The sequence below is a fragment of the Streptomyces sp. NPDC002138 genome, from assembly GCF_040296485.1.
Taxonomy (GTDB): Bacteria; Actinomycetota; Actinomycetes; order Streptomycetales; family Streptomycetaceae; genus Streptomyces.
This window is the reverse complement of sequence record NZ_JBEOXE010000023.1, coordinates 96,924-117,833: the sequence shown is the minus strand read 5'-3', so window position 1 is coordinate 117,833 and position 20,910 is coordinate 96,924. Positions and strand designations below refer to the sequence as shown.

Annotated in this window: 19 protein-coding genes, 1 tRNA gene and 1 pseudogene; 12 read left to right on the top strand and 9 right to left on the bottom strand. The window is 72.3% G+C overall.

Features of this window, described 5'->3' with window-relative positions; genetic code table 11:
* Positions 1-86: 86 nt before the first annotated feature.
* The 3 genes and pseudogenes from ABT084_RS17555 to ABT084_RS17545 all read left to right on the top strand — a co-directional run.
* Positions 87-719, top strand: a pseudogene (locus ABT084_RS17555) (AAA family ATPase); the annotation flags it as partial.
* Entirely contained in the window at positions 716-1,627 is a 912-nt protein-coding gene (locus ABT084_RS17550; RefSeq protein WP_351044223.1) for an ECF transporter S component, read from the top strand. The pseudogene ABT084_RS17555 and the gene ABT084_RS17550, both read left to right, overlap by 4 nt.
* A 314-nt stretch (positions 1,628-1,941) precedes the next feature.
* On the top strand, positions 1,942-2,346 hold the full coding sequence (locus ABT084_RS17545) for an aggregation-promoting factor C-terminal-like domain-containing protein (protein WP_502968958.1): 405 nt from the start codon (positions 1,942-1,944) through the stop codon (positions 2,344-2,346).
* Between the two features lie 134 nt (positions 2,347-2,480).
* On the opposite strand, the gene ABT084_RS17540 is transcribed toward ABT084_RS17545, so the two are convergent.
* Positions 2,481-3,650 (bottom strand): steroid 3-ketoacyl-CoA thiolase, encoded by a 1,170-nt coding sequence (locus ABT084_RS17540; RefSeq protein ID WP_351044217.1) that lies wholly within the window; start codon positions 3,648-3,650, stop codon positions 2,481-2,483.
* Between the two features lie 232 nt (positions 3,651-3,882).
* Here ABT084_RS17540 and ABT084_RS17535 point away from each other — a divergent pair, with 232 nt between their 5' ends.
* Positions 3,883-5,136 (top strand): cytochrome P450, encoded by a 1,254-nt coding sequence (locus ABT084_RS17535; protein ID WP_351044214.1) that lies wholly within the window; start codon positions 3,883-3,885, stop codon positions 5,134-5,136.
* Between the two features lie 249 nt (positions 5,137-5,385).
* Here ABT084_RS17535 and ABT084_RS17530 read toward each other — a convergent pair whose 3' ends face one another.
* Positions 5,386-7,491 carry a bifunctional glycosyltransferase 87/phosphatase PAP2 family protein gene (locus ABT084_RS17530; protein WP_502968957.1) on the bottom strand — a complete coding sequence of 702 codons (2,106 nt, stop codon included), beginning with the start codon at positions 7,489-7,491 and terminating at the stop codon, positions 5,386-5,388.
* A 109-nt stretch (positions 7,492-7,600) separates the two neighbouring features.
* Between ABT084_RS17530 and ABT084_RS17525 the strand changes: the two genes are divergently transcribed.
* A complete protein-coding gene (locus ABT084_RS17525) occupies positions 7,601-7,942 on the top strand; it encodes an antibiotic biosynthesis monooxygenase family protein (protein ID WP_351044211.1) in 342 nt (113 codons plus the stop codon).
* Between the two features lie 153 nt (positions 7,943-8,095).
* Here the strand turns inward: ABT084_RS17525 and ABT084_RS17520 are convergent, their stop codons facing one another.
* Positions 8,096-8,491, bottom strand: coding sequence for a nuclear transport factor 2 family protein (locus tag ABT084_RS17520; protein ID WP_351044208.1), 396 nt, complete (start codon positions 8,489-8,491; stop codon positions 8,096-8,098).
* 116 nt (positions 8,492-8,607) lie between these two features.
* Between ABT084_RS17520 and ABT084_RS17515 the strand changes: the two genes are divergently transcribed.
* Positions 8,608-9,186: a GNAT family N-acetyltransferase gene (locus ABT084_RS17515; RefSeq protein ID WP_351044205.1), complete on the top strand. Its 579-nt coding sequence runs from the start codon at positions 8,608-8,610 to the stop codon at positions 9,184-9,186.
* A gap of 78 nt (positions 9,187-9,264) precedes the next feature.
* Here the strand turns inward: ABT084_RS17515 and ABT084_RS17510 are convergent, their stop codons facing one another.
* On the bottom strand, positions 9,265-11,316 hold the full coding sequence (locus tag ABT084_RS17510; protein WP_502968962.1) for an MDR family MFS transporter: 2,052 nt from the start codon (positions 11,314-11,316) through the stop codon (positions 9,265-9,267).
* A 216-nt stretch (positions 11,317-11,532) separates the two neighbouring features.
* Between ABT084_RS17510 and ABT084_RS17505 the strand changes: the two genes are divergently transcribed.
* On the top strand, positions 11,533-12,252 hold the full coding sequence (locus ABT084_RS17505; RefSeq protein ID WP_351044199.1) for an HAD-IA family hydrolase: 720 nt from the start codon (positions 11,533-11,535) through the stop codon (positions 12,250-12,252).
* Between the two features lie 21 nt (positions 12,253-12,273).
* On the opposite strand, the gene ABT084_RS17500 is transcribed toward ABT084_RS17505, so the two are convergent.
* A complete protein-coding gene (locus ABT084_RS17500; protein ID WP_351044196.1) occupies positions 12,274-12,732 on the bottom strand; it encodes a MarR family winged helix-turn-helix transcriptional regulator in 459 nt (152 codons plus the stop codon).
* Between the two features lie 573 nt (positions 12,733-13,305).
* Positions 13,306-13,887, bottom strand: coding sequence for a TMEM165/GDT1 family protein (locus ABT084_RS17495; RefSeq protein ID WP_351044194.1), 582 nt, complete (start codon positions 13,885-13,887; stop codon positions 13,306-13,308).
* Positions 13,888-14,500: 613 nt separating this feature from the next.
* Here ABT084_RS17495 and ABT084_RS17490 point away from each other — a divergent pair.
* The 5 genes from ABT084_RS17490 to ABT084_RS17470 all read left to right on the top strand — a co-directional run bounded on the left by ABT084_RS17490 (position 14,501) and on the right by ABT084_RS17470 (position 19,685).
* Positions 14,501-15,154: an HNH endonuclease family protein gene (locus tag ABT084_RS17490; protein ID WP_351044191.1), complete on the top strand. Its 654-nt coding sequence runs from the start codon at positions 14,501-14,503 to the stop codon at positions 15,152-15,154.
* Positions 15,155-15,278: 124 nt separating this feature from the next.
* A complete protein-coding gene (locus ABT084_RS17485) occupies positions 15,279-16,949 on the top strand; it encodes an alkaline phosphatase D family protein (RefSeq protein ID WP_351044188.1) in 1,671 nt (556 codons plus the stop codon).
* Between the two features lie 254 nt (positions 16,950-17,203).
* Positions 17,204-17,830: a DedA family protein gene (locus tag ABT084_RS17480; RefSeq protein ID WP_351044185.1), complete on the top strand. Its 627-nt coding sequence runs from the start codon at positions 17,204-17,206 to the stop codon at positions 17,828-17,830.
* A 305-nt stretch (positions 17,831-18,135) separates the two neighbouring features.
* Entirely contained in the window at positions 18,136-18,666 is a 531-nt protein-coding gene (locus ABT084_RS17475) for a hypothetical protein (RefSeq protein ID WP_351044182.1), read from the top strand.
* Between the two features lie 122 nt (positions 18,667-18,788).
* Positions 18,789-19,685, top strand: a complete 897-nt coding sequence (locus ABT084_RS17470; protein WP_351044179.1) for a universal stress protein — start codon at positions 18,789-18,791, stop codon at positions 19,683-19,685.
* On the opposite strand, the gene ABT084_RS17465 is transcribed toward ABT084_RS17470, so the two are convergent.
* The 3 genes from ABT084_RS17465 to ABT084_RS17455 all read right to left on the bottom strand — a co-directional run bounded on the left by ABT084_RS17465 (position 19,675) and on the right by ABT084_RS17455 (position 20,880).
* A complete protein-coding gene (locus ABT084_RS17465) occupies positions 19,675-19,929 on the bottom strand; it encodes a DUF2277 domain-containing protein (protein WP_351044176.1) in 255 nt (84 codons plus the stop codon). The two genes, ABT084_RS17470 and ABT084_RS17465, sit on opposite strands and share 11 nt — an antisense overlap.
* Before the next feature lie 20 nt (positions 19,930-19,949).
* Entirely contained in the window at positions 19,950-20,648 is a 699-nt protein-coding gene (locus ABT084_RS17460) for a TRADD-N-associated membrane domain-containing protein (RefSeq protein ID WP_351044174.1), read from the bottom strand.
* Positions 20,649-20,805: 157 nt separating this feature from the next.
* Positions 20,806-20,880, bottom strand: a tRNA-Val gene (locus ABT084_RS17455).
* Positions 20,881-20,910: the final 30 nt, after the last annotated feature.

Here is a 20,910-nt window from a genome sequence, read left to right as displayed (position 1 = left end):
GCGGTGCTGTTGTCGCGGCTTGGTGCGGGTACGGATATCCCGATCGGTTCGCCGAATGCGGGGCGTACGGATGAGGCGTTGGAGGACTTGGTCGGCTGGTCGGCACGGTCGAGCCCGCCTCCGGCCACCTCCGCGTCGGCGGCAGGCTCCCGCACCGCACCCCGCCCGCCGAGATGGTCCGCCGCGTGGGCCTCGTACCGCAGGAACCCCGCGACCTGCTGTACGCCGACACGGTCGGCGCCGAGTGCACGGCGGCCGACGCGGACGCGGGGGCCGCCCCCGGCACCTGCCGCGCCCTGGTCTCGGCCCTGCTCCCGGACGTCCCCGACGACACGCACCCCCGCGACCTCTCCGAGGGCCAGCGCCTCGCCCTCGCCCTGGCGCTCGTCCTCACGGGCAGGCCCGCCCTGCTGCTCCTGGACGAGCCGACCCGGGGTCTGGACTACGCCGCCAAGGCCCGCCTGATCGAGATCCTGCGGGACCTCGCCGCCCGCGGCCACGCGATCGTCCTGGCCACCCATGACGTGGAGCTGGCCGCCGAGCTGGCCCACCGGGTCGTGATCCTGGCCGGGGGCGAGATCGTCGCGGACGGCCCGACGGCCGAGGTGGTCGTCTCCTCCCCCGCCTTCGCCCCGCAGGTCGCGAAGATCCTGGCCCCGGCCCCCTGGCTCACCGTCTCCCAGGTCGCCGAAGCCCTGGCCCGGGACGGTGCGCCGTGACCCGCTCCGCGACCGGCCCCGTGACCCGCCCCGCGACCCGCCCCGTCCGCATCGGCCCCCGCGGCGCCGCCGCCCTGGTCCTCGTCACCCTCGTCGGCATCGCCGCCTTCGGCTGGCCCCTGCTCGCGGACGGCCGGTCCGGGCTCGCGCACTCTCAGGACGCCCCCTGGCTGTTCGCGGCCCTGCTGCCGCTCCTGGTCGCCGTCGTGGTCGCGACGATCGCCGACAACGGCATGGACGCGAAGGCCGTGGCCATGCTCGGCGTCCTGGCGGCCGTGGGGGCCGCGCTCAGACCCCTGGGCGCGGGGACGGCCGGCCTGGAGCCCATGTTCTTCCTGATGGTGCTGAGCGGCCGGGTGCTCGGGCCCGGCTTCGGTTTCGTCCTGGGGTCCGTGACGATGTTCGCGTCGGCGCTGCTCACGGGCGGTGTGGGGCCGTGGATGCCGTTCCAGATGCTGGCGCTGGGCTGGTTCGCGCTGGGCGCCGGGCTGCTGCCGGGCCCGGACCGGATCCGGGGGCGGGCGGAGCTGGTGATGCTGGCGGCGTACGGGTTCCTCGGGTCCTTCGCCTACGGCACGGTCATGAACCTCCAGGGCTGGGTGATCCTGCAGGGCATGGGCCAGGGGGTCTCCTTCCACCCCGGCGATCCGGTGGGCGCGAACCTCGCGCGGTTCCTGGCGTACTGCCTGGCCACCTCGCTGGGCTGGGACCTGGGCCGGGCCGCGCTGACCGTCGTACTGACCCTGACGCTGGGCGCCACCCTGCTGAAGGCGCTGCGCCGGGCGACGAGGAAAGCTGCCTTCGAAGCGCCTGTCGCCTTCGATTCTGGGGCTGGAAGTGGCCCGGGACACACACCAAATGAGGTACGCGCGGACACGGAGGGTGAGATCCGGGCCGCTGAGCGGTGACCCGCCCCACAGGACCTAGGTCACATACGGCCCGGGATAGTAGTCCTTAATCGTTCCATATCCACCCCTTCGTACAGGCTCCCACCTGCGCCGTTCCCGAACCCCCCGGCGGGGGCCGTTCAGCCCCGGCCGCTACCTCCACTAGTAAGAGGGGGCGTTGCCAGGCCCCTCTCCGGCCTGGCTAACTGGTGTTGTCGCCACGGCGGCAGGGGTGCTTCACCCCCCGCCCGACGAACCCCTCTCCTTTGCGTGAGTGGCTCACGCATGTCTTCGGCATGCGAGCGACCGTCCCTGTTCCCTACGGAAGGCTTTCCGTGTCCAACGCCGTCATCCGCCGCATCGCCGCCTCCAAGAAGACCTTCGCCGGTACCGTGCTCGCTCTGGGCGTGGCCGGTTCCATGCTCACCACGGTTCCCGCTCAGGCGGCCCCGATGGACGCGAAGTCCATCGCGCAGCAGATGATCAAGGACCCGGCCCAGTTCGCGGCGTTCGCCAAGATCGTCTCCCGTGAGAGCGGCTGGGACCACACGGCCACGAACGCCTCTTCCGGTGCGTACGGCCTGGTCCAGGCCCTGCCGGCCTCGAAGATGGCCTCGGCGGGCTCGGACTGGAAGACCAACCCGGCCACCCAGATCAAGTGGGGCCTGGACTACATGAACTCCCGCTACGGCAGCCCCGTCGGCGCGTGGAACTTCTGGTCCAGCCACCACTGGTACTAAGCCGGCCCAGGCAGCAGACGAACGACCCCGCGCCGGGCGACCCGCGCGCGAAGGCCCCGACGGCCGACCTCCCCAGGTCCGGCCGCCGGGGCCTTCTGTTTCCCATCCCACGGGGGCGCGAGGGCCCACGGGGCTCAGAGGCGCTGGATGATCGTGCCGGTGGCGAGCGCGCCGCCCGCACACATCGTGATCAGCGCGAATTCCTTGTCGCGGCGCTCCAGCTCGTGCAGCGCGGTGGTGATCAGGCGGGCGCCGGTGGCCCCGACCGGGTGGCCGAGCGCGATCGCCCCGCCGTTGACGTTGACCTTCTCCATGTCCTGTTCGAAGACCCGCCCCCAGCTGAGGACGACGGAGGCGAAGGCCTCGTTGATCTCGACGAGGTCGATGTCCTTGAGGGACATCCCGGCCTTGCCGAGGACCGCGCGGGTCGCGTCGATCGGTCCGTCCAGGTGGTAGTGCGGGTCGGCGCCGACCAGGGTCTGCGCGACGATCCGGGCGCGCGGCTTGAGCTTGAGCGCGCGGGCCATCTTGCGCGAGGCCCACATCACGGCGCAGGCGCCGTCGGATATCTGTGAGGAGTTCCCGGCGGTGTGCACGGCGGTCGGCATGACGGGCTTGAGCCGGGCCAGCGCCTCCATGCTGGTGTCGCGCAGCCCCTCGTCGCGGTCGACCAGGCGCCACATGCCCTGTCCGGCGGCCTGCTCGGCCTCGGTGGTCGGCACCTGGACGGCGAAGGTCTCCCGCTTGAAGCGCTCCTCGGCCCAGGCGGTGGCGGCCCGCTGCTGGGAGAGGACGCCGAGGCGGTCGACGTCCTCGCGGGTCAGGCCGCGGTGGCGGGCGATCCGCTCGGCGGCCTCGAACTGGTTGGGGAGGTCGACGTTCCACTCGTCCGGGAAGGGCTTGCCCGGCCCGTGCTTGGAGCCGGAGCCGAGCGGCACCCGGCTCATGGCCTCGACGCCGCAGGCGATGCCGATGTCCATGACACCGCCGGAGATCATGTTGGCGACCATGTGGTTGGCCTGCTGCGAGCTGCCGCACTGGCAGTCCACGGTGGTCGCGGCGGTCTCGTACGGCAGGCCCATCGCGAGCCAGGCGTTGCGGGCCGGGTTCATCGACTGTTCGCCGGCGTGGGTGACGGTGCCGCCGACGATCTGTTCGACGCAGTCGGGCTGGATTCCCGTACGGGCGAGCAGCTCGCGGTAGGTCTCACCGAGCAGGTAGGCGGGGTGGAGGTTGGCGAGCGCGCCACCCCGCTTGCCGATGGGCGTGCGTACGGCTTCGACGATGACGGGTTCCGCGGCCATGAGCTCGTCCTCTCCTTCACAGCGGCGGGCCGTCCCGGCGGCGCGCCTGAACTAGTACGCGTTCTAGTTCTCTGGCAGTTTTATGACCTGCGGGCCCTGCACGCAAGGGTCTTGCACACGGCTTGCACGGATTCCACACGCAACAGTTGCCGCGCCTACCCTTGTCACTTCTAGAACTCGTTACTACCTTCAAGCCAACTTCTGATGGGCCGTCAGACCTTGGAGTTGCCGAATGTCCTGCCCCGCGCTGCCCGACGGCTTCGACGCCACCGACCCCGATCTGCTCCAAGTCCGCGTCCCCTTCCCGGAGTTCGCGCAGCTTCGGCAGACCGCACCGGTGTGGTGGTGCCCGCAGACCCGGGGCATCACCGGCTTCGACGACGAGGGCTACTGGGTCGTCACCCGGCACGCGGACGTCAAGTACGTGTCCACGCACCCGGAGCTGTTCTCCTCCACCACCAACACCGCGATCATCCGCTTCAACGAGCACATCCAGCGCGAACAGATCGATGCCCAGCGCCTGATCATGCTGAACATGGATCCGCCGGAACACACCCGCGTCCGCCAGATCGTGCAGCGCGGCTTCACCCCGCGGGCGATCCGCGGCCTGGAGAAGGCCCTGCGCGCCCGGGCCTCGAAGATCGCCGAGGAGGCGGCCGCGGCGGCCGGCGCCTCGGCCGACGGGAGCTTCGACTTCGTCACCCAGGTCGCCTGCGAACTCCCGCTCCAGGCCATCGCCGAGCTGATCGGCGTACCGCAGGAGGACCGCGCTCGGATCTTCGACTGGTCGAACAAGATGATCGCGTACGACGACCCGGAGTACGCGATCACCGAGGAGGTCGGCTCCACGGCGGCGATGGAACTCATCGGTTACGCCATGAACCTGTCCGCCGAGCGCAAGGAGTGCCCGGCCAAGGACATCGTCACCCAGCTCGTCGCCGCCGAGGGCCAGGGCAACCTGGGCTCGGACGAATTCGGCTTCTTCGTCCTGCTCCTGGCGGTCGCGGGCAACGAGACCACGCGCAACGCGATCAGCCACGGCATGCACGCCTTCCTCAGCCACCCCGAGCAGTGGGAGCTGTACAAGGCGACCCGGCCCTCGACCGCTGCCGAGGAGATCGTGCGCTGGGCCACGCCCGTGGTGTCCTTCCAGCGCACCGCCACCCAGGACACCGAGCTGGGCGGCCAGAAGATCAAGGCGGGCGACCGGGTGGGGATGTTCTACTCCTCCGCCAACCACGACCCGGAGGTCTTCGAGAACCCGGACGTCTTCGACATCACGCGCGACCCGAACCCGCACCTGGGCTTCGGCGGCGGCGGGCCGCACTTCTGCCTCGGCAAGTCCCTGGCCATCATGGAGATCGACCTGATCTTCAACGCGCTGGCCGACGCCCTGCCGGACCTGCGCCTGACGGGACCGCAGCCGCGGCGGCTGCGCGCCGCCTGGCTCAACGGGATCAAGGAACTCCGGGTGAGCCACGGCTGATCCGGCGGGGCGGCAGGGGCCCCACCTCCCACGCCCAGGCCCCTGCCGTCGCACGGTCTCCCGGGTCGGAGTCTGGGTCGGAGCCGGAGTCGGAGTCGGGGTCCGAGTCGGGGTCCGATTGCACGTCCGGGTCCGCGGCCGCCGACTGGCGCGGTGGGGCCGCCGGGCGGATCCTGACAGGACGCGACGATCCACCGAAGGGGCGCCGGAGCGGGTGTGGACCCACCGCTCCGGCGCCCCTTCGCCGCGTCACGCCCGGCTGCGCGCCCCCGCCGTGCGGCTGCCGCCGCCGCTGCCACTGCCGTCGCCGCTGTCGCCGTCGCCGCTCCCGCCGCCGCCCGTCCGGGCGAGCCGCGCCGGTATCCGGGGCCCGGGGACGGCCGGTCCGGCCGCTCCGGCCGCCAGGGCGGCGCCGCGGGGCCCGGAGAGGACGTACACGAGCCCGAAACCGGCGGTGACGACGGTCGCGCCGCCCACCGCGTCGAGCACCCAGTGGTTGGCGGTCGCGATGATCGCGCACACCGTGATCACGGGATGCAGGACCCCGAGCAGCTTCTGCCACCCCTTGGGCGCCAGGACGACGATCACGATCCCGCACCACAGCGACCAGCCGAAGTGCAGCGAGGGCATCGCCGCGTACTGGTTGGAGATCGCGGTCATCGCGCCGTACTGCGGGTTCGCCAGGTCCTGTACGCCGTGCACGGTGTCGATGAACCCGAGGTCGGGCATGAGCCGCGGCGGAGCCAGCGGGTACAGCCAGAACCCGAAGAGCGCGAGGACGGTCGCCAGCCCCAGCGAGGCGCGGGCCCAGCGGTAGTCGGCGGGGCGGCGCCAGTACAGGACGGCCAGGATGGTCAGCGGGACCACGAAGTGGAAGGAGGTGTAGTAGAAGTTGAAGAACGCCTCCAGCCAGCGGACGCTCACCACGGCGTGGTTCACGGTGTGCTCGATGTCGATGCCCAGGGCCCGCTCGGCGGAGAGGATCTGGGCTCCGTTGCCCTCGGCGAGCGAGCGGCTGGTGGGCGCGGCGGCGCGGATGTAGGAGTACAGCGAGTAGCCGACCCGTATCAGCAGGAGTTCCAGCAGCAGGTTGGGGCGCGCCAGTACGCGCCGCCAGAACGGCAGCAGCGGGATCCGCGACCAACGGGCGGCCGCGGGGCGCGCGTAGGCGGTCGCGACGGGCTCGCGCCAGTACGGCGAGCTGCGGGGCAGGAACGGCACCGCGCAGGCGGCGGCGAGGGCCGCCAGCAGCAGCACGTTGTCCCGTACGGGCGCCAGTACGGCCATGTTCGGCAGCAGCATGTCGCTCGGCAGGGTCATGGCGAGGATCACGGCGACCGGCCACACCGGCCGGTCCGCGGCCCGCTTGCCGACCTTGCCCGCCACCGCGAGCAGCACCCACAGCAGCTGGTACCGCCAGCCGGTCGGCGACACGGCGACGGCCACGCAGCCGGTGATCGCGACGGCGAGGAGCAGCTGCCCGTCGCGGGCGTAGCGGGCCGCGCGGCGCAGGCCGAGCCAGGCGATACCGGCCGCGAGGGCGACGTACAGCAGGACCTCGGCGGGGCCCGACAGACCGAGCCGCAGCAGCGCGCCGTGCACGGACTGGTTGGCGAGGCCGCTGGGGCTGCCGCCGAGGCCGGTGCCGGCCAGGTGGTGGATCCAGTACGTCCAGGAGTCGTGCGGCAGCGCGGCCCAGGACAGCAGGGTGCACGCGGCGAAGGTGGTCCCGGCGGTGCGCGCGGTGGGGCGGCGGCCCGTGAGCCACAGCAGCGGCGCGAAGAGCAGCAGCGCGGGCTGGAGCGCGGCGGCGAGGCCCATCAGGAAGCCCGCCGGGCGCTCACCGGGCACCCGGAAGAAGGCGAGCAGCACCAGCAGCACCGGCAGCACGGCGGTCTGACCCGGCGAGGCGGCCTCGCGGACGGGCAGCGAGACCATCATCAGGGCGACCAGCACGGGCGCGGCCAGCAGCGCGGTGCGCCGGGGCACCGGATCCGGCAGGCCCCGCGCCGCCACCAGCCCGATGGCGGCGACGAACAGCAGGGTCACGCAGGTCCAGGCGACCTCGAGCGACTGGTCGGCGAGCCCGACCAATGGCTTGAGGACGAGGCCCGCGAAGGGGGTGCCGGTGAACTGGCCGGCGTCGTAGAGCGAGCCCGGCAGTCCGGGCAGGTAGAGGCCCGTGAGCCACTCGCCGGGCGGCACGCGCAGCACGGCGGACGCCTGTCTGAGGGCCAGGAGACCCGCCAGTGCCCACAGCACGAGGCGTGCGGCGCCCAGTCTGCCGCCGCTCCCACCACCGCCTATGACTCCGGCATGTCCGTTGACACCGCTGTGCTCCGCCGCGTTGGCCACGCCCCGCCGGCCTCCCGCCCTTGTTGACTGCAACCGTGACTTCGCCTGGCTGCCGCGATGAATTACCCGGGACGACGATATCCCGCATGCGATACCTAGGATGGCGAGCATGAGCATCGTGAAGATCAACGCACTGTCCGTGCCCGCGGAGCAGCGGGAAGTACTGGAGCGGCGGTTCGCCTCGCGGGCGGGTGCCGTGGAGGGTTCGGACGGGTTCGAGTGGTTCGAGCTGCTGCGTCCCGTCGAGGGCACGGATCAGTACCTCGTGTACACCAGGTGGCGTTCGGAGGCGGACTTCCAGGCGTGGATGGAGGGGCCCATGAAGGCGGCGCACCAGGGGGGCGGCCAGGGTGGCGGGCCGGCCGGCGGGGAGCGGCCGAAGCCGGCGGCGACGGCGTCGCAGGTGTGGTCGTTCGAGGTCGTGCAGCAGACGGCACCGAAGCAGGGCTGACGCTGGGGGGCTGGGCTGGGCTGGGCCGGTCGGGCCGGGCCGGGTCGGGTCGGCAAGCCGAAGTATGCCGAGGCCGCCGCTACCCGGCTCTACTCGGCTCAGCTCAGTGCGACTCAGCTCGGCTCAGTGCGACTCAGCTCGGCTCAGCTCGGCTCAGCTCCAGAAGGCGTCGGATTCGTCGATGTCCGCCACGCACTCGTCAATGTCGGTGATCTTGTTGCCGACGAGGGTGAAGAAGAGCCCTCCGCGCATCTCGATCCCGCGGTCGCCGCGGTCGGCGCGTGAGTGGTGGACGGAGATGACGTGCCCCCGGCCATCGGCGAGCACCGTCTCCAGGTCCACCCGCATGGTGCCCTTCGTCTCGGTGCCGAGGCGCCGGTAGTAGTCGAGGACGGCTTCCCGGCCCTTGTGGTGCCCGGACAGCGGGCTGCTGCCGGGGACGTGGTGGATGACGTCGGCCGTCATGAGAGTGGCCATGGTCTCCATGTCGCCCGCGCCGAAGGCCTCGTAGCCGCGGCGGATCAGGGCGCAGTCGGGGTGCTCCGACATGGCGTTCACACCCTTTGGTGGTGGGGGGACGGGGTGGTTTGCCCTTTTTCCTATCATCAGCCCGGCACTGTGGATATTCCACGCGGAGCAGCCGCCCCACCCTCCAGAATGGCGCAATGGAGAGCACGAAGAGCGGTGTCAGTGGCGGGGTCGGTGTCGGTGTCGGTGTCGGTGTCGGTGTCGGTGTCGGCGGCAGTGGTGGCGGCGGCATCGCGGGGTGGTCGGTCGTTCCGGAGCCGTACTCGGCCCCCGACTCGGTCGTCCTGCGCCGCGCGTACTACGCGGAACTCGCCGGGCGGTACTACCACCGCACGATGACGGAGGCCGAGATAGACGAGGCGCTGATCGTGGACTTCCCGGACGACGACCTCGTCCTGCCCACGGGGGAGTTCCTGGTCGGCCGCCTGGGGGGCGAGCCGCTGGCGTGCGGTGGCATACGGCTGCTGGACCCGGAGACCGCAGAGCTGACCCGGGTGTACGTCGATCCGCGCACCCGCGGCACGGGCGGCGGCGCGGCCGTGCTCGCGGCACTGGAGGCCCTGGCCTGGGCGATGGGCACCCGCCGGGTCGTCCTGGACACGCGCTCCGACCTGGTGGAGGCCCGCGCCCTCTACGCGAAGCACGGCTACGACGAGATCCCCGCGTACAACGACAGCCCGTACGCCCAGCACTGGTTCGGCAAACAACGCCCCTGACGGCGAGGGGATGGAGGGCAGGGGGACGGGGGCGGGGCGGGAGGGGGACGGGGGGCGGGGGATCAGCGGGCCAGGGGCTCAGCGGGCGTCGTGGTCGCGGCGCGGCAGGGCGTCGTAGGGCTCCTCCGCGTCGGAACCGCACAGCTCGGCGTTGAGCTCGGCGACCAGCTTGATCAGGTCGGTGGGGCGGTCGGGGCCCCACCAGTCGCCGAGCAGCTCGGCGAGCGACTCCTGCCGCGCGTCGGCCAGCCGCACGGCCGCCGCGCGCCCCGGCTCGGTCAGGACCAGCGGGATCCCGTTCCGGACGGCGAGCCCGCGCTCTTCGACCTGGCGGGCGGCGTCGGTGATCACCTTGATGGGCACGCTCGTGCGTTCCGCGAGCATGGCGGGCTCGACCGAGCCGTACTTCCTCATCCGCAGCAGCAGCCAGCTGGCGGCCGGCAGCAGGTCGAAGCCCGCCTTCACGGTGATGTTCTCGTAGACGTGCCGGCGGCCCTCCCTGGTGCCGAGGACCGACAGCGCCCGGGCGACCTCGTCGTGCGATGAGCGCTGTACGGGGTTGGAGGCGAGGGTTTCCGTCACGTCGGGGGCGGTCACCGAGCCGCGCAGCTTGTCCTCCTTCAGGAACCAGGCGACGACGAAGGCCAGGAGGACGACGGGGACGGCGTAGAGGAAGACGTCCGTGATGGAGGTCGCGTAGGCGTCGAGGACCCGCGGCCGCAGCGCCGCGGGCAGGGCGGCGATGGCGCGGGGGTCGGCCTTGAGCGCGGCCGCCGTGCCGGGTGGCAGCTGGACGCCGGTGAGGGCGGAGACGAGCTTCTCGTCGAGCCGGTTGGTGAAGATCGTGCCGAAGACGGCGACGCCGAAGGAGGCTCCGATGGAGCGGAAGAAGGTCGCGCCGGAGGTGGCGACGCCGAGGTTGGCGTAGCTGACCGAATTCTGCACCGCCAGGACCAGTACCTGCATGACCAGGCCGAGGCCGACGCCGAAGACGAAGAAGTACCAGCTCATCTGCCAGGTGGAGCTGGTGCGGTGCAGCTGGTGCAGGAGCAGCAGCCCGACGGCGGTGATGGCGGTGCCGACGATGGGGAAGACCTTCCAGCGCCCGGTGCGGCTGACGATCTGGCCCGAGGCGGTGGAGGAGAGCAGCAGGCCGAGCACCATCGGCAGCATGTGGACGCCGGACATGGTGGGCGAGACGCCCTGGACGACCTGGAGGAAGGTCGGCAGGTAGACCATCGCGCCGAACATCGCGAAGCCGACGATGAAGCTGATCAGCGAGCAGAGCGTGAAGGTCCGGATCCGGAAGAGTCCGAGCGGCAGGACGGGTTCGGCGGCGCGGCGCTCGACGAGCAGGAACGCGACGAGCAGCAGCACCCCGAGCAGGGCGAGGCCGATGATCCGCGCCGAGCTCCAGCCCCAGGTTCCGCCGAACGAGGCGACGAGCACCAGGCAGGTGGCGACGGAGGCGACGAGGAAGGTGCCGAGGTAGTCGATCGTGTGCCGGGAGGACCGCTTGGGGATGTGCAGGACCGCGGCGATCACGGCGAGCGCGACGAGGCCGATGGGGAGGTTGATGTAGAAGACCCACCGCCAGGACAGGTTGTCCACGAACAGGCCGCCCAGCAGCGGTCCGAGCACGCTGGTCGCGCCGAAGACGGCCCCGAAGAGCCCCTGGTACTTGCCGCGTTCCCGGGGCGGGACGATGTCGCCGACGATCGCCATCGACAGCACCATCAGCCCGCCGCCGCCGAGGCCTTGCAGGGCCCGGAATCCGATGAGCTGCGGCATGTTCTGGGCGAGACCGCAGAGGGCGGAACCGATCAGGAACAGGACGATGGCCGCCTGGAAGAGCTTCTTGCGCCCGTACTGGTCGCCGAGCTTGCCCCACAGGGGTGTCGCGGCGGTGGAGGCGAGCATGTAGGCGGTGACGACCCAGGACAGGTGCTCCATGCCGCCGAGGTCGCTGACGATCGTCGGCAGGGCGGTGGAGACGATGGTCTGGTCGAGCGAGGCGATCAGCAGGCCGAGCAGCAGCGCGCCGATGGAGACGAGTACGTCGCGGGACGCGCGTTCGGCGCCCGGGCCGGGGACCGGGTCCACGGCCGACGTGGTCACTTCCTGGGCCATCGGCTTCTCCTCGGGGACCGGCCGGTAGGACATCTCCATCCTGAGCGGTGTGGCCCGTTACGGCCTGTCGGGAGACCTTGGTCACTTGACTGGCCCAATGGCCCGCATGTTTTGTATCCTGGCGAAACAAAGTGGCTCCGCCTGCATACCCTGACCGGTAGGCGGAGCCACTTGTTTTGTTTTCCCCCACCGCCGCGCCCTGTCTGGAGACCCCTGATGCCGGCCAGCACCACCACCGCCGCGACCACCCTCGCCGGCGCCCCCACCCCCTCCGCCCCGGTCGTCCTCACGGCCAAGGCGCTGCTCCTGGACATGGACGGCACGATCGTCAACTCCGACGCGGTGGTCGAGCGCTGCTGGCGCGAATGGGCTGTGACGCACGGGCTGGACCCGCACGAGGTCATCAAGGTGGTGCACGGCCGCCAGGGCTACGCCACGATGGCGATCCTGCTCCCGGAGCGCCCGATGGCGGACAACCACGCCGAGAACGCCGTGATGCTCGCCCGCGAAACCGCCGACACCGACGGCGTGGTCCCGGTCGGCGGCGCGGCCGCGTTCATGGCGGCCATCGAAGACCTCCCGCACGCCCTGGTCACCTCCGCGGACCTGGCACTGGCCACGGTCCGGATGACCGCGGCGGGCCTCCCGATGCCGCGGATCCGCGTGACGGCCGAGTCGGTGTCGGCCAGCAAGCCGGACCCGGAGGGCTTCCTCAAGGGCGCCGCCGAACTGGGCGTGGACCCGGCCGACTGCGTCGTCTTCGAAGACTCCGCGGCAGGCATCGCCGCGGGCCTCGCGGCAGGCATGCGCGTCATCGGCGTGGGCCCCCGCGCCGCGTCCCACTCCCCCACGGCCCACGTCCACGACCTGACCGGGATCCACATCACCCCGGCCCCCGAGGGCGCCTTCCACATCACGGCGACCCCGGCCGCATAGCTCCGGCGGCTCGGCACCTCATTACTGGTGCCAGGCCCGGCCGCCCACGTTGTGGATGAACCGCTGCAGCACCTTCAGCGTGGTGCGGTACTCCTCGTCCGAGATGCCCGCGTGGCGCTCCCGCCACAAGTCGTCCTGCAGGGCCGCGGCCCGCTCGTAGAACGTCCGCCCCGCCGCCGTCAGCCCCAGGTACCCCTCGGGGTCCTGCGTGATCCACCCCAGGGCGATGGTCGTGTCGATCTCCTCGGACACGGCCTCCGCGCCCACGGTGAGGTAGCCCCGCAGGGTCTCGATAACCTCGGCGCGGCTCTTCACCTCCCCGGCCCGGGCGACCTGGGCCAGGACCCACCACTGCGGCTGACTGGTCCCGATCTGCACGAGCGCGCCCCGAGTGCGGCTGACGACCGCGTCGTAGGCGGCCCAGCTCCAGTAGCCGATGGGCTGCCGGATCAGTTCGGCATCGTCGTGCGAGTACTCCATGACGGGACTCCGTTCGCGTTCCAAGATCGCTCGATACCGGAACCCTAAAAAGTCAACCGCGGTTGAGGTCCAGCCCCTTCCATCCCCCACCCCCCTCCACCGACCACGCCGACCCTCAGGCCTCGCCACAACCAGCGCAGCGCCGACAACCAAGCCCCGCCAAATCCATCGCCACGCAGAGGCTCAGGCCCAGCCAAATCCCACGCCACGCAGACGCTCAGGCCCAGCCAAATCCCACGCCACGCAGACGCTCAGGCCCCGCCAAATCCCACGCCACGCAGACGCTCAGGCCCCGCCAAATCCCGCGCCACGCAGAGGCTCAGGCCCAGCCAAATCCAGCCTCGCCGGCGTTTGAGGCGCCGCCGGAGGCAAGGGCCACCCCCGCCAGCCGGCACCGGCACCCCGCCCGAGGCCCGGGACCCGCCCAAACCCGGGCTCCGGAACCCAGGGCCCGGGACCCGGGACCCGCCCCGACCCCCCGGAACCCAGGACCGGGCCAGGACCGGGCCAGGACCGGGCCGGGACCGGCCCCCGCGGCAAGCCACCCCCACCAGGCAGCCCCGGGCACCCCCCTCACCCCACAATCGCCTCGTACAGCGAGAACACGGCCAGCGCGGCCATCACGCACGCCGCAACCTTCGTGATCAGCCGCAGCGGGATGTACTTCATCAGCGTGCGCCCGCCCACGATCCCGATCCCCGCGACCGCCCACAGCGCCAGCACGGCACCGATGCCGACCGAAAGGGGGTCGTCGTACCGGGCCGCGAGGTTGGCCGTCATGATCTGCGTCAGGTCACCGAACTCGGCGACGAGGATCAGCATGAAGCCCGCCCCCGAGACCTTCCAGAAGGACTGGTCGGCGGGCTCCTTGACCTCCTCGTCCTCCTCCTTCTTCTTCAGGAGCAGCATCGCCGCGCCCGCGAGGAACAAGACGCCGACGACCGCCTGCACGAGCCGGTGCGGCAACAGGGTCAGGACACTGGCGGCGGCGATGGCCAACGCCACGTGCACCGCGAAGGCCGCGGCCACGCCCACGAAGACGTAGGAAGCGCGGTAGCGCGTACCGAGCATCAGCCCGGCCAGGGCCGTCTTGTCGGGGAGTTCGGCGAGGAAGACGACGCCGAATGCGATCGCCAGAATGCTGAAGCTGATCACGGGGTGAAACCTCAATCGGTCGGGCAGGACGCCATCGGGACCGAGAGACCTGGATGTTTCAGGGGTCGCTTCGGCACGGCGGCGCCCTGTGTGCAAACAGGACACTGCGGCCGAAGGTCTCGCTGGCCGACCGCTGACGCGGCCTGCCTCCGGGCGCCGGCTGGGGTGACCCAGCAGTATGTCGACGGTCCGGCGAAGAGCTACTCCCCTTCTGCACGGACCAGCGTACGCGACCCCCGGCCCCACCCGAAATAGGCCCTTGGTCCCGATCGCTCCCCTCCACGCCACAGGCCACACCACAGGCCGTACCGCTGGTCACCCCACCCGAGGTACCCCACGCGCCGCACCCCACGCCCCGCACCCGCACCCGCACCCCGAACCTCAGCCACCCCCACCCCCACCCCCACCACCGCCCTCACCCCCACTCCCACCCCCACTCCTCCCCCGGAATCACAACTTCCGCTTCATTCACCACAGTTGCACACCTTGATGTGACGTGCTCATGTCGCCAGGCTGTCACCTGGCGCCCATCCCCGCGAAACCCGGCGCCGCGACCATGGCCGGGCCCCGCCGGGGCCGTACGGCCACGCCCCCCACCTCAAGGGAGCTCTTCATGCCCGCCGTCTACGCGCGTCACGTTGGCATGCTCGCCTCAGCCGCGACGCTCGCCGCCCTCGCGTCCATCGCCACCCTCGTGAACGCCCCGGCCGCCCAGGCCGCCCCGCCCGCACCCATCAGCGCCGCCGCGGCCCGCGCGTACCTGGCCACGGTGACCCCCAAGGCGGAAGGTTCCTCCAGCGGTTACAGCCGCGCCCTCTTCCCCCACTGGATCACCCAGTCCGGCGCCTGCAACACCCGCGAGGTCGTCCTCAAGCGCGACGGCGTGAACGTGGTCCAGGACTCCTCCTGCGCCGCCGTCAGCGGAAGTTGGTACTCCGAGTACGACGGCGCCACCTGGACCGCCGCCTCGGACCTGGACATCGACCACATGGTCCCGCTCGCCGAGGCCTGGCGCTCGGGGGCCAGTTCCTGGACCACCGCCAAGCGGCAGCAGTTCGCCAACGATCTGACCCGCCCCCAGCTGATAGCCGTGACCGACAACGTCAACCAGGCCAAGGGCGACAAGGACCCGGCCGCCTGGCTGCCGTCGCGGACCGACTACCGCTGTACGTACGTCCGCATGTGGGTGAACGTGAAGCAGTACTGGGACCTGAGCATCGACTCCGCCGAGAAGACCGCCCTGACGAACGTCCTCAACGGCTGCTGACCTCCCCTCGGCGCCCCCCGCACTCTCCCCCGTCAGGGGATTCGATCTCCCCCGCCAGGGGGAACCGCTCCCCCTCCGCCACGTCGTACCTTGATGCAAGGGGACATGGAGGAGGGGGAGTTGCATGACCGGATTGCGGCTGGGACCACTGCTGCGGTACGTCGACTGGGACACGGGCACCTCGGCGACGATATGGGTCGAGTCCGACCGCCCGTCCACGGCCGAGGTGCGCTGCGCCGACGGCGCGAGCGGTAGCGCGCGCACGTTCCAGATAGCCGGTCATCACTACGCGCTGGTGCCGGTGACCGGCCTGACCCCGGGCGCCACCACGGCGTACGAGGTGCTGCTCGACGGGGTCCTGGTGTGGCCGCTGCCCGACAGCGGCTTCCCCGCGAGCACCATCAGCACCCCGGCGGCGCCGGGCCGCGGGCGCCCGGGTGCGGGCCCGGGGCTGCGGGTCACCTTCGGGTCCTGCCGCCAGGCCGCCCCGCCCGCCGGCCGCCGCGGTCCGCACGGCGCGGACGCCCTCGACACCCTCGCCGCCCGGCTCGCCGCCGATCCCGGCGCGGAGCGGCCCGATGTACTGCTCCTGCTGGGCGACCAGGTCTACGCCGACCAGCTGTCCCAGCAGACCAGACGGTGGCTCGCGGCCCGCCGGGACCTGCGCGAGGCTCCCGGAGCGCAGGTCGCGGACTACGAGGAGTACACCCGGCTCTACTACGAATCCTGGCTGGACCCGGAGATCCGCTGGCTGCTCTCGACCGTGCCCAGCCTGCAGATATTCGACGACCACGACGTGTGTGACGACTGGAACACCAGCGCCGCCTGGCTGGCGGAGATGCGGGCCGCCCCGTGGTGGCGGGAGCGGATCCTCAGCGCGCTCATGTCGTACTGGGTCCACCAGCACCTGGGGAATCTCTCCCCCGCCGAGCTCGACGCCGACCCGCTCTACGCGGCGGTCCGCGAGACCCCGGACGGGACGGAGGCCCTGCGCGCCTTCGCGTCCGCGGCCGATACCGACCCGGCCGGCGTCCGCTGGAGCTACCGCCGGGACTTCGGCCGGACCCGGCTGCTGATGGTGGACACGCGGGCCGCGCGGGTGCTGGCGGAGGACGGGCGGGCGATGCTCGATCCGGCGGAGCACCAGTGGGTCCGGGACAACGCCATGGAGGGGCACGGGAGCTACGACCACCTGCTGATCGGCTCCTCGCTGCCCTGGCTGATGCCGCCGCTGATCCATGACGCCGAGGTGTGGAACGCGGCGCTGTGCCGCGGCGAGCGGGGGCCGCGCTGGGCGCGGATCGCGGAAGACCTGCGACGGCGCAGTGATCTGGAGCACTGGGCGGCCTTCCCGGCCTCCTTCGAGGCTCTGAGTGACCTGATCGAGCAGGTGGGGACGGGCCCGCGGGCTCCGGCGACGGTCTGCGTGCTGTCGGGAGACGTTCATCACGCGTATGTGGCCGAGCCCCGAATACCCAGCACGGCCCGGGTCTTCCAGCTGACCTGCTCCCCGGTGCACAACTCGATCCACACCGCGGTGAAGCTGGGCTTCCGGCTCGGCTGGTCGCGCGCCGGGCGGTGGCTGGGGCGCGGGCTGTCCCGGCACGGGCGTACGGGCCGGCCGCCGCTGAGCTGGCGGCGTACGGGCGGGCCCTGGTTCGGCAATCAGCTGATGACCCTGGCCCTGGTGGGGCGTACGGCGCGGCTGCGGCTGGACCAGGCGCACAAGCGGCGCCTGCGGCGGGGCGAGGCGCGGCTGGTGACCGTGCTGGACCGCGAGCTGACCGGGGACTGAGCGCGCGGCAGGGCAGCCGTGTGGCGGGCCTCACGCGAGAGCCCTGACACGAATCCGACAGGCCATGTGGCATGGGGTGCGCGAGGGGGTGTGCGCGCGGGTGTGACAGTGAACGTGACACAGGAGGTGCCCCGGGGACGCAGGGTGTCTGTGTGCGGCGTACGCTGTATGGCTGTCAGCCGCCCCTGCCGCTCCCCCGCGACGTCGCGGCGCTTCAAACGCTGAAGCACGTCACTTGGACTGGGGAGTCCGTTTTGTTTGAGACTGTGGGGTCGCTGACCACGAGCCCGTGGATCTACGCCGTGGTGGCACTTTCCGTGCTCCTCGACGTCTTCCTGCCCGTACTGCCGAGCGGTGTCCTGGTGATCGCCGCGGCCGCCGCGGCGGCCACCGGAGGCGGGACGCCCGTCGCGGTGCCGGGACAGGTGCCCGACATCCTGCCACTGCTCGCCGTAGCTACCAGCGCTTCGGTGCTGGGCGACCTGGCCGCGTACCGGGCGGGCCGCCGCGGCGGGGACTGGCTCGACCGGGCCATCGGCCGCTCGCGCCGGCTCAGCCGCGCCCAGGAGCGGCTGGGTGTGGCGCTGGCCCGCGGCGGCGGCGCCCTCGTGGTGATCGCCCGCTTCGCTCCGGCCGGCCGCTCGGTGGTCTCGCTGGGCGCGGGCAAGCGCCACCGCGAGGTGCGCGAGTTCCTGCCGTGGTCCCTGCTGGCCGGCATGGCCTGGGCGGGCTACAGCGTGTCGCTCGGCTACTACGGCACCCAGTGGCTCGGCGCGACCTGGCTCGGCACGGCGGTATCGGTGATCGCCCTCTTCGGCGCGGGCGGCCTGGCGGCGTACATGGTGCGCCGCCCGGTCCCGGTTCCGGTCCCGGCCTCCTGAGCCGAGGGCCGCGCCCCACCCCGCACACCTACCACGCCGCGGCCTCCACGCCGCGCGTCCCCACGCCGTGCGCCCCCGCACGCGCGTCCCCGCACCGCGCGCTTCTCGCGGCGCGCCGCGTCGCATCGCGCCGCGCCACCGGGGCGTAAACGCGACACGCCGCTGCTCCGCTCCGGGCCCCCCGGGCGGGCCAGCGGCCTCACCCGTTCACCCGGCCCCGATCGCCGCCCCGGGGCCCGGCTCCTAGCGTCCAGAGCACGGTGCGCGACCGGCTGCGCCGTTCCCGGAGCCGAGGAGTCCCGTCCATGCCCGCCACGCACCGCCGTCTGCCGACCGTCGCCGCCACCGCCGCCGTCTCCGCCACCGCCGCCGCTGCCGCCACCGCCGTCTGCGCGCTCGCCCTGCTCGCCGTCACGCCCACCCTCGCGTACGCCGGCCCCTCCGCCACCGTCTCCCCCACCTCCGCCGCGCCCGGCCAGCGGATCGCCCTCAACATCAGCGGATGCGGCACCAAGACCGGCCGCGCCTCGTCCCGGGCCTTCGGGGAAGTCCGTCTCACCCCGGGCAATCTGGAGGCCAGCAACCTCTTCGGCAGTGCCGACGTATCGCGTACGGCGGCCGTCGGCTCCCACCCGGTCACCTTCGAGTGCGGGGGCGCGGGCGGCACCCGCGTCACCGTCCCGCTCACCGTCATCGCGGGCGGTGCGCGCGGCGGCATGGGCGGCAGCGTCGGTGCGATGAGCCCCGGCCAGATCGCGGTCGGCGGCGCCCTGGTGGCGAGCGCGCTGGGCGCGGGGGTGTGGATGCTGCGGCGCCGCGCCGAAGCAGGCACCTGACCCGGGGAGTCCCCCGTCCGACGGGGTTGGCCAATGGTCCCGTCACCCCGGGACCTTTCCCCCTCCCGCCGCACCGCACCCTCCGCAAGGCTGAGGCCACGCACTTCAGCAAGGAGCCCGCCATGGACCAGCGCCCAGTGATCGCCGCCGTAGACGGTTCGGAGAACGGCAACCGGGCGCTGGAATGGGCCGTTTCACAGGCCCTCATGGCCGGGGCGCCCCTGCGGATCGTGCACGCCCGCCTCTACGCGTCCTCGATCGGCTCGGTCATGTCGAGCGCCTTCGAGGAGCCGGGCCAGGACGACGACCCGGTGCTGATCCGGGTCCGCGCCGCGCTGGCGGGCCGTACCGGACTGCCGGCGATCGAGTACGCGTCCCACCCCGGCACCCCCGACAACGTGCTGCCGGAGCTCGGCGGGGACGCCCGGATGATGGTGCTGGGTTCGCGCGGGCGCGGCGGTTTCGCCAGTCTGCTGCTCGGCTCGAACGGTCTGGCGTGCGCGAGCCGCGCCGCCTGCCCGGTCGTGGTGGTGCCGCGCGCCGCACCTCCGTTGCGCGATCCGTACGGGCAGGTCGTCATCGGACTGAACGGCTGCGCCCCCGACGACAGCACCAGCCACTTCGCCTTCCGCGAGGCGTCCCGGCGCGGGGCCCGCCTCCGGGTGGTGACGGCGTACGCGTGGCCGGGACCGGTGTTCACCCCCGCGGGCACCCTCCCGGTGGCCGCGCATGACGAGACGACCGCCGGGCGCGCGGCCACCGCCCGGGCCGAGGCTCACCTGCGCCCGCACCGGGAGCGGTTCCCCGATGTGGAGGTGGAGGTGGTCGCGGCGCCGGGCGACGCCGCGGGTCATCTGGTCGCGGCCTCCCGGGCGGCCGACCTGATCGTCATCGGCCGCCACCGCAAGCGCCCGCTCTCACCGCACCTGGGTTCGGTCACCAACGCGGTGCTGCTGCACACGGCCTGCCCGGCGGCGGTGGTCCCGCTGGAGGAGAACGCGGTGCCCGTCAGGACGTGACCGGAGCGGCGGCGCCGGCAGACGCCTCCTGCGGCTGTCCCCGTACGTGGACCCCGTCGAGCAGCACCCCGGTCGCCTCGGCGATGGCGGCCACGGCCGCGTCGAAGACCTCACGGTTGTGCGCGGCGGGCGCCCGGAACCCGGACACCTTGCGCACGTACTGCAGCGCGGCGGCCCGGATCTCCTCCTCGGTCGCCTTCTCGGGGATGGCGGGCGGTCGCAACGTCTTGATGCTCCGGCACATACCTCTACTATCCTCCTTCGCTACCCGCGCGGGGGCGGAAGCTCGGCACCGGACAATTTCATGATCAAACCGGCTTGCAGCCGCGCCCGGAGCTCCGGATCCGCCACCTGCGCCAGCAGCCCGATGGCCTGCTGCGTGGTCTCGGCGGCCCGCCGGTCGTCCCGGAGCGAGGCGGTCTGCTCGGACATGTGCCGCAGCGCGAGGTCGGCCCGCCGGTGGAAGAGCTGCCCGATCAGCGTGACCACCACTCCGACGGAACTGGTCACGATCCCGAGGTACAGGTCCCCCGTGCTCTCGGCCTTCCACACCGCGAGCCCCACCCCCAGCAGCAGGATGGTCGCCCCGAACGCGGAGAACCGCTGGCTGGTGGCGAAGCTGCTGCGCGCCTGGGTGAGCCCGTAGGCGTAGTACTCGACGAGCAGCGGAGTGAAGTCATCGCGCCGGTCCCCGAGCCGCGCCACCACGGCCCGCGGCGGCCGTCTCGCCCCGACATCGACGTACTTGGCCTCCTCGTCGGCGTCCGCGGACTCCTCACCCTCCCCCGGCGCCACCGGCCCGCGCCCCTCACCGCCTCCCGGGCCGACCTGCGCGAGCAGCCGCTCCCGCTCCTCGTCCCGCTTACGGTCGAACCGCGCCGCGTCGCGCACCGACAGCAGCACCCCACCGCCGGCCACCGCGACGCCCACCCCGGCCGCAACCCACTCGAAGCTCCCCGCCATCCCCCGACGATCCCACGCCCCGCCCCCACAAGGAATCGCCCCGACGCCAACGCCCCGGTGCGGCACGGCACTCGACCCGCATCCACCCCCGCCCCGCACCCGGGCACGCACCGGGCACGCGAAAGCCCCCGACCGTGACCGGCCGGGGGCTTCCCGCTGGTGGGCGCGGACGGTTTCGAACCGCCGACATCTGCTTTGTAAGAGCAGCGCTCTACCCCTGAGCTACGCACCCTTGGATGAGTGGACAGCGTACATGGAGGGC

What these genes read in the sequence shown, in the direction of transcription:
- ABT084_RS17540 (WP_351044217.1), bottom strand. Translation starts at nt 3,650, where the DNA reads ATGGCCGCGGAACCCGTCATCGTCGAAGCCGTACGCACGCCCATCGGC.
- ABT084_RS17535 (WP_351044214.1), top strand. Translation starts at nt 3,883, where the DNA reads ATGTCCTGCCCCGCGCTGCCCGACGGCTTCGACGCCACCGACCCCGAT.
- ABT084_RS17525 (WP_351044211.1), top strand. Translation starts at nt 7,601, where the DNA reads ATGAGCATCGTGAAGATCAACGCACTGTCCGTGCCCGCGGAGCAGCGG.
- ABT084_RS17520 (WP_351044208.1), bottom strand. Translation starts at nt 8,491, where the DNA reads ATGTCGGAGCACCCCGACTGCGCCCTGATCCGCCGCGGCTACGAGGCC.
- ABT084_RS17515 (WP_351044205.1), top strand. Translation starts at nt 8,608, where the DNA reads ATGGAGAGCACGAAGAGCGGTGTCAGTGGCGGGGTCGGTGTCGGTGTC.
- ABT084_RS17510 (WP_502968962.1), bottom strand. Translation starts at nt 11,316, where the DNA reads ATGGCCCAGGAAGTGACCACGTCGGCCGTGGACCCGGTCCCCGGCCCG.
- ABT084_RS17505 (WP_351044199.1), top strand. Translation starts at nt 11,533, where the DNA reads ATGCCGGCCAGCACCACCACCGCCGCGACCACCCTCGCCGGCGCCCCC.
- ABT084_RS17500 (WP_351044196.1), bottom strand. Translation starts at nt 12,732, where the DNA reads ATGGAGTACTCGCACGACGATGCCGAACTGATCCGGCAGCCCATCGGC.
- ABT084_RS17490 (WP_351044191.1), top strand. Translation starts at nt 14,501, where the DNA reads ATGCCCGCCGTCTACGCGCGTCACGTTGGCATGCTCGCCTCAGCCGCG.
- ABT084_RS17485 (WP_351044188.1), top strand. Translation starts at nt 15,279, where the DNA reads ATGACCGGATTGCGGCTGGGACCACTGCTGCGGTACGTCGACTGGGAC.
- ABT084_RS17475 (WP_351044182.1), top strand. Translation starts at nt 18,136, where the DNA reads ATGCCCGCCACGCACCGCCGTCTGCCGACCGTCGCCGCCACCGCCGCC.
- ABT084_RS17470 (WP_351044179.1), top strand. Translation starts at nt 18,789, where the DNA reads ATGGACCAGCGCCCAGTGATCGCCGCCGTAGACGGTTCGGAGAACGGC.
- ABT084_RS17465 (WP_351044176.1), bottom strand. Translation starts at nt 19,929, where the DNA reads ATGTGCCGGAGCATCAAGACGTTGCGACCGCCCGCCATCCCCGAGAAG.
- ABT084_RS17460 (WP_351044174.1), bottom strand. Translation starts at nt 20,648, where the DNA reads ATGGCGGGGAGCTTCGAGTGGGTTGCGGCCGGGGTGGGCGTCGCGGTG.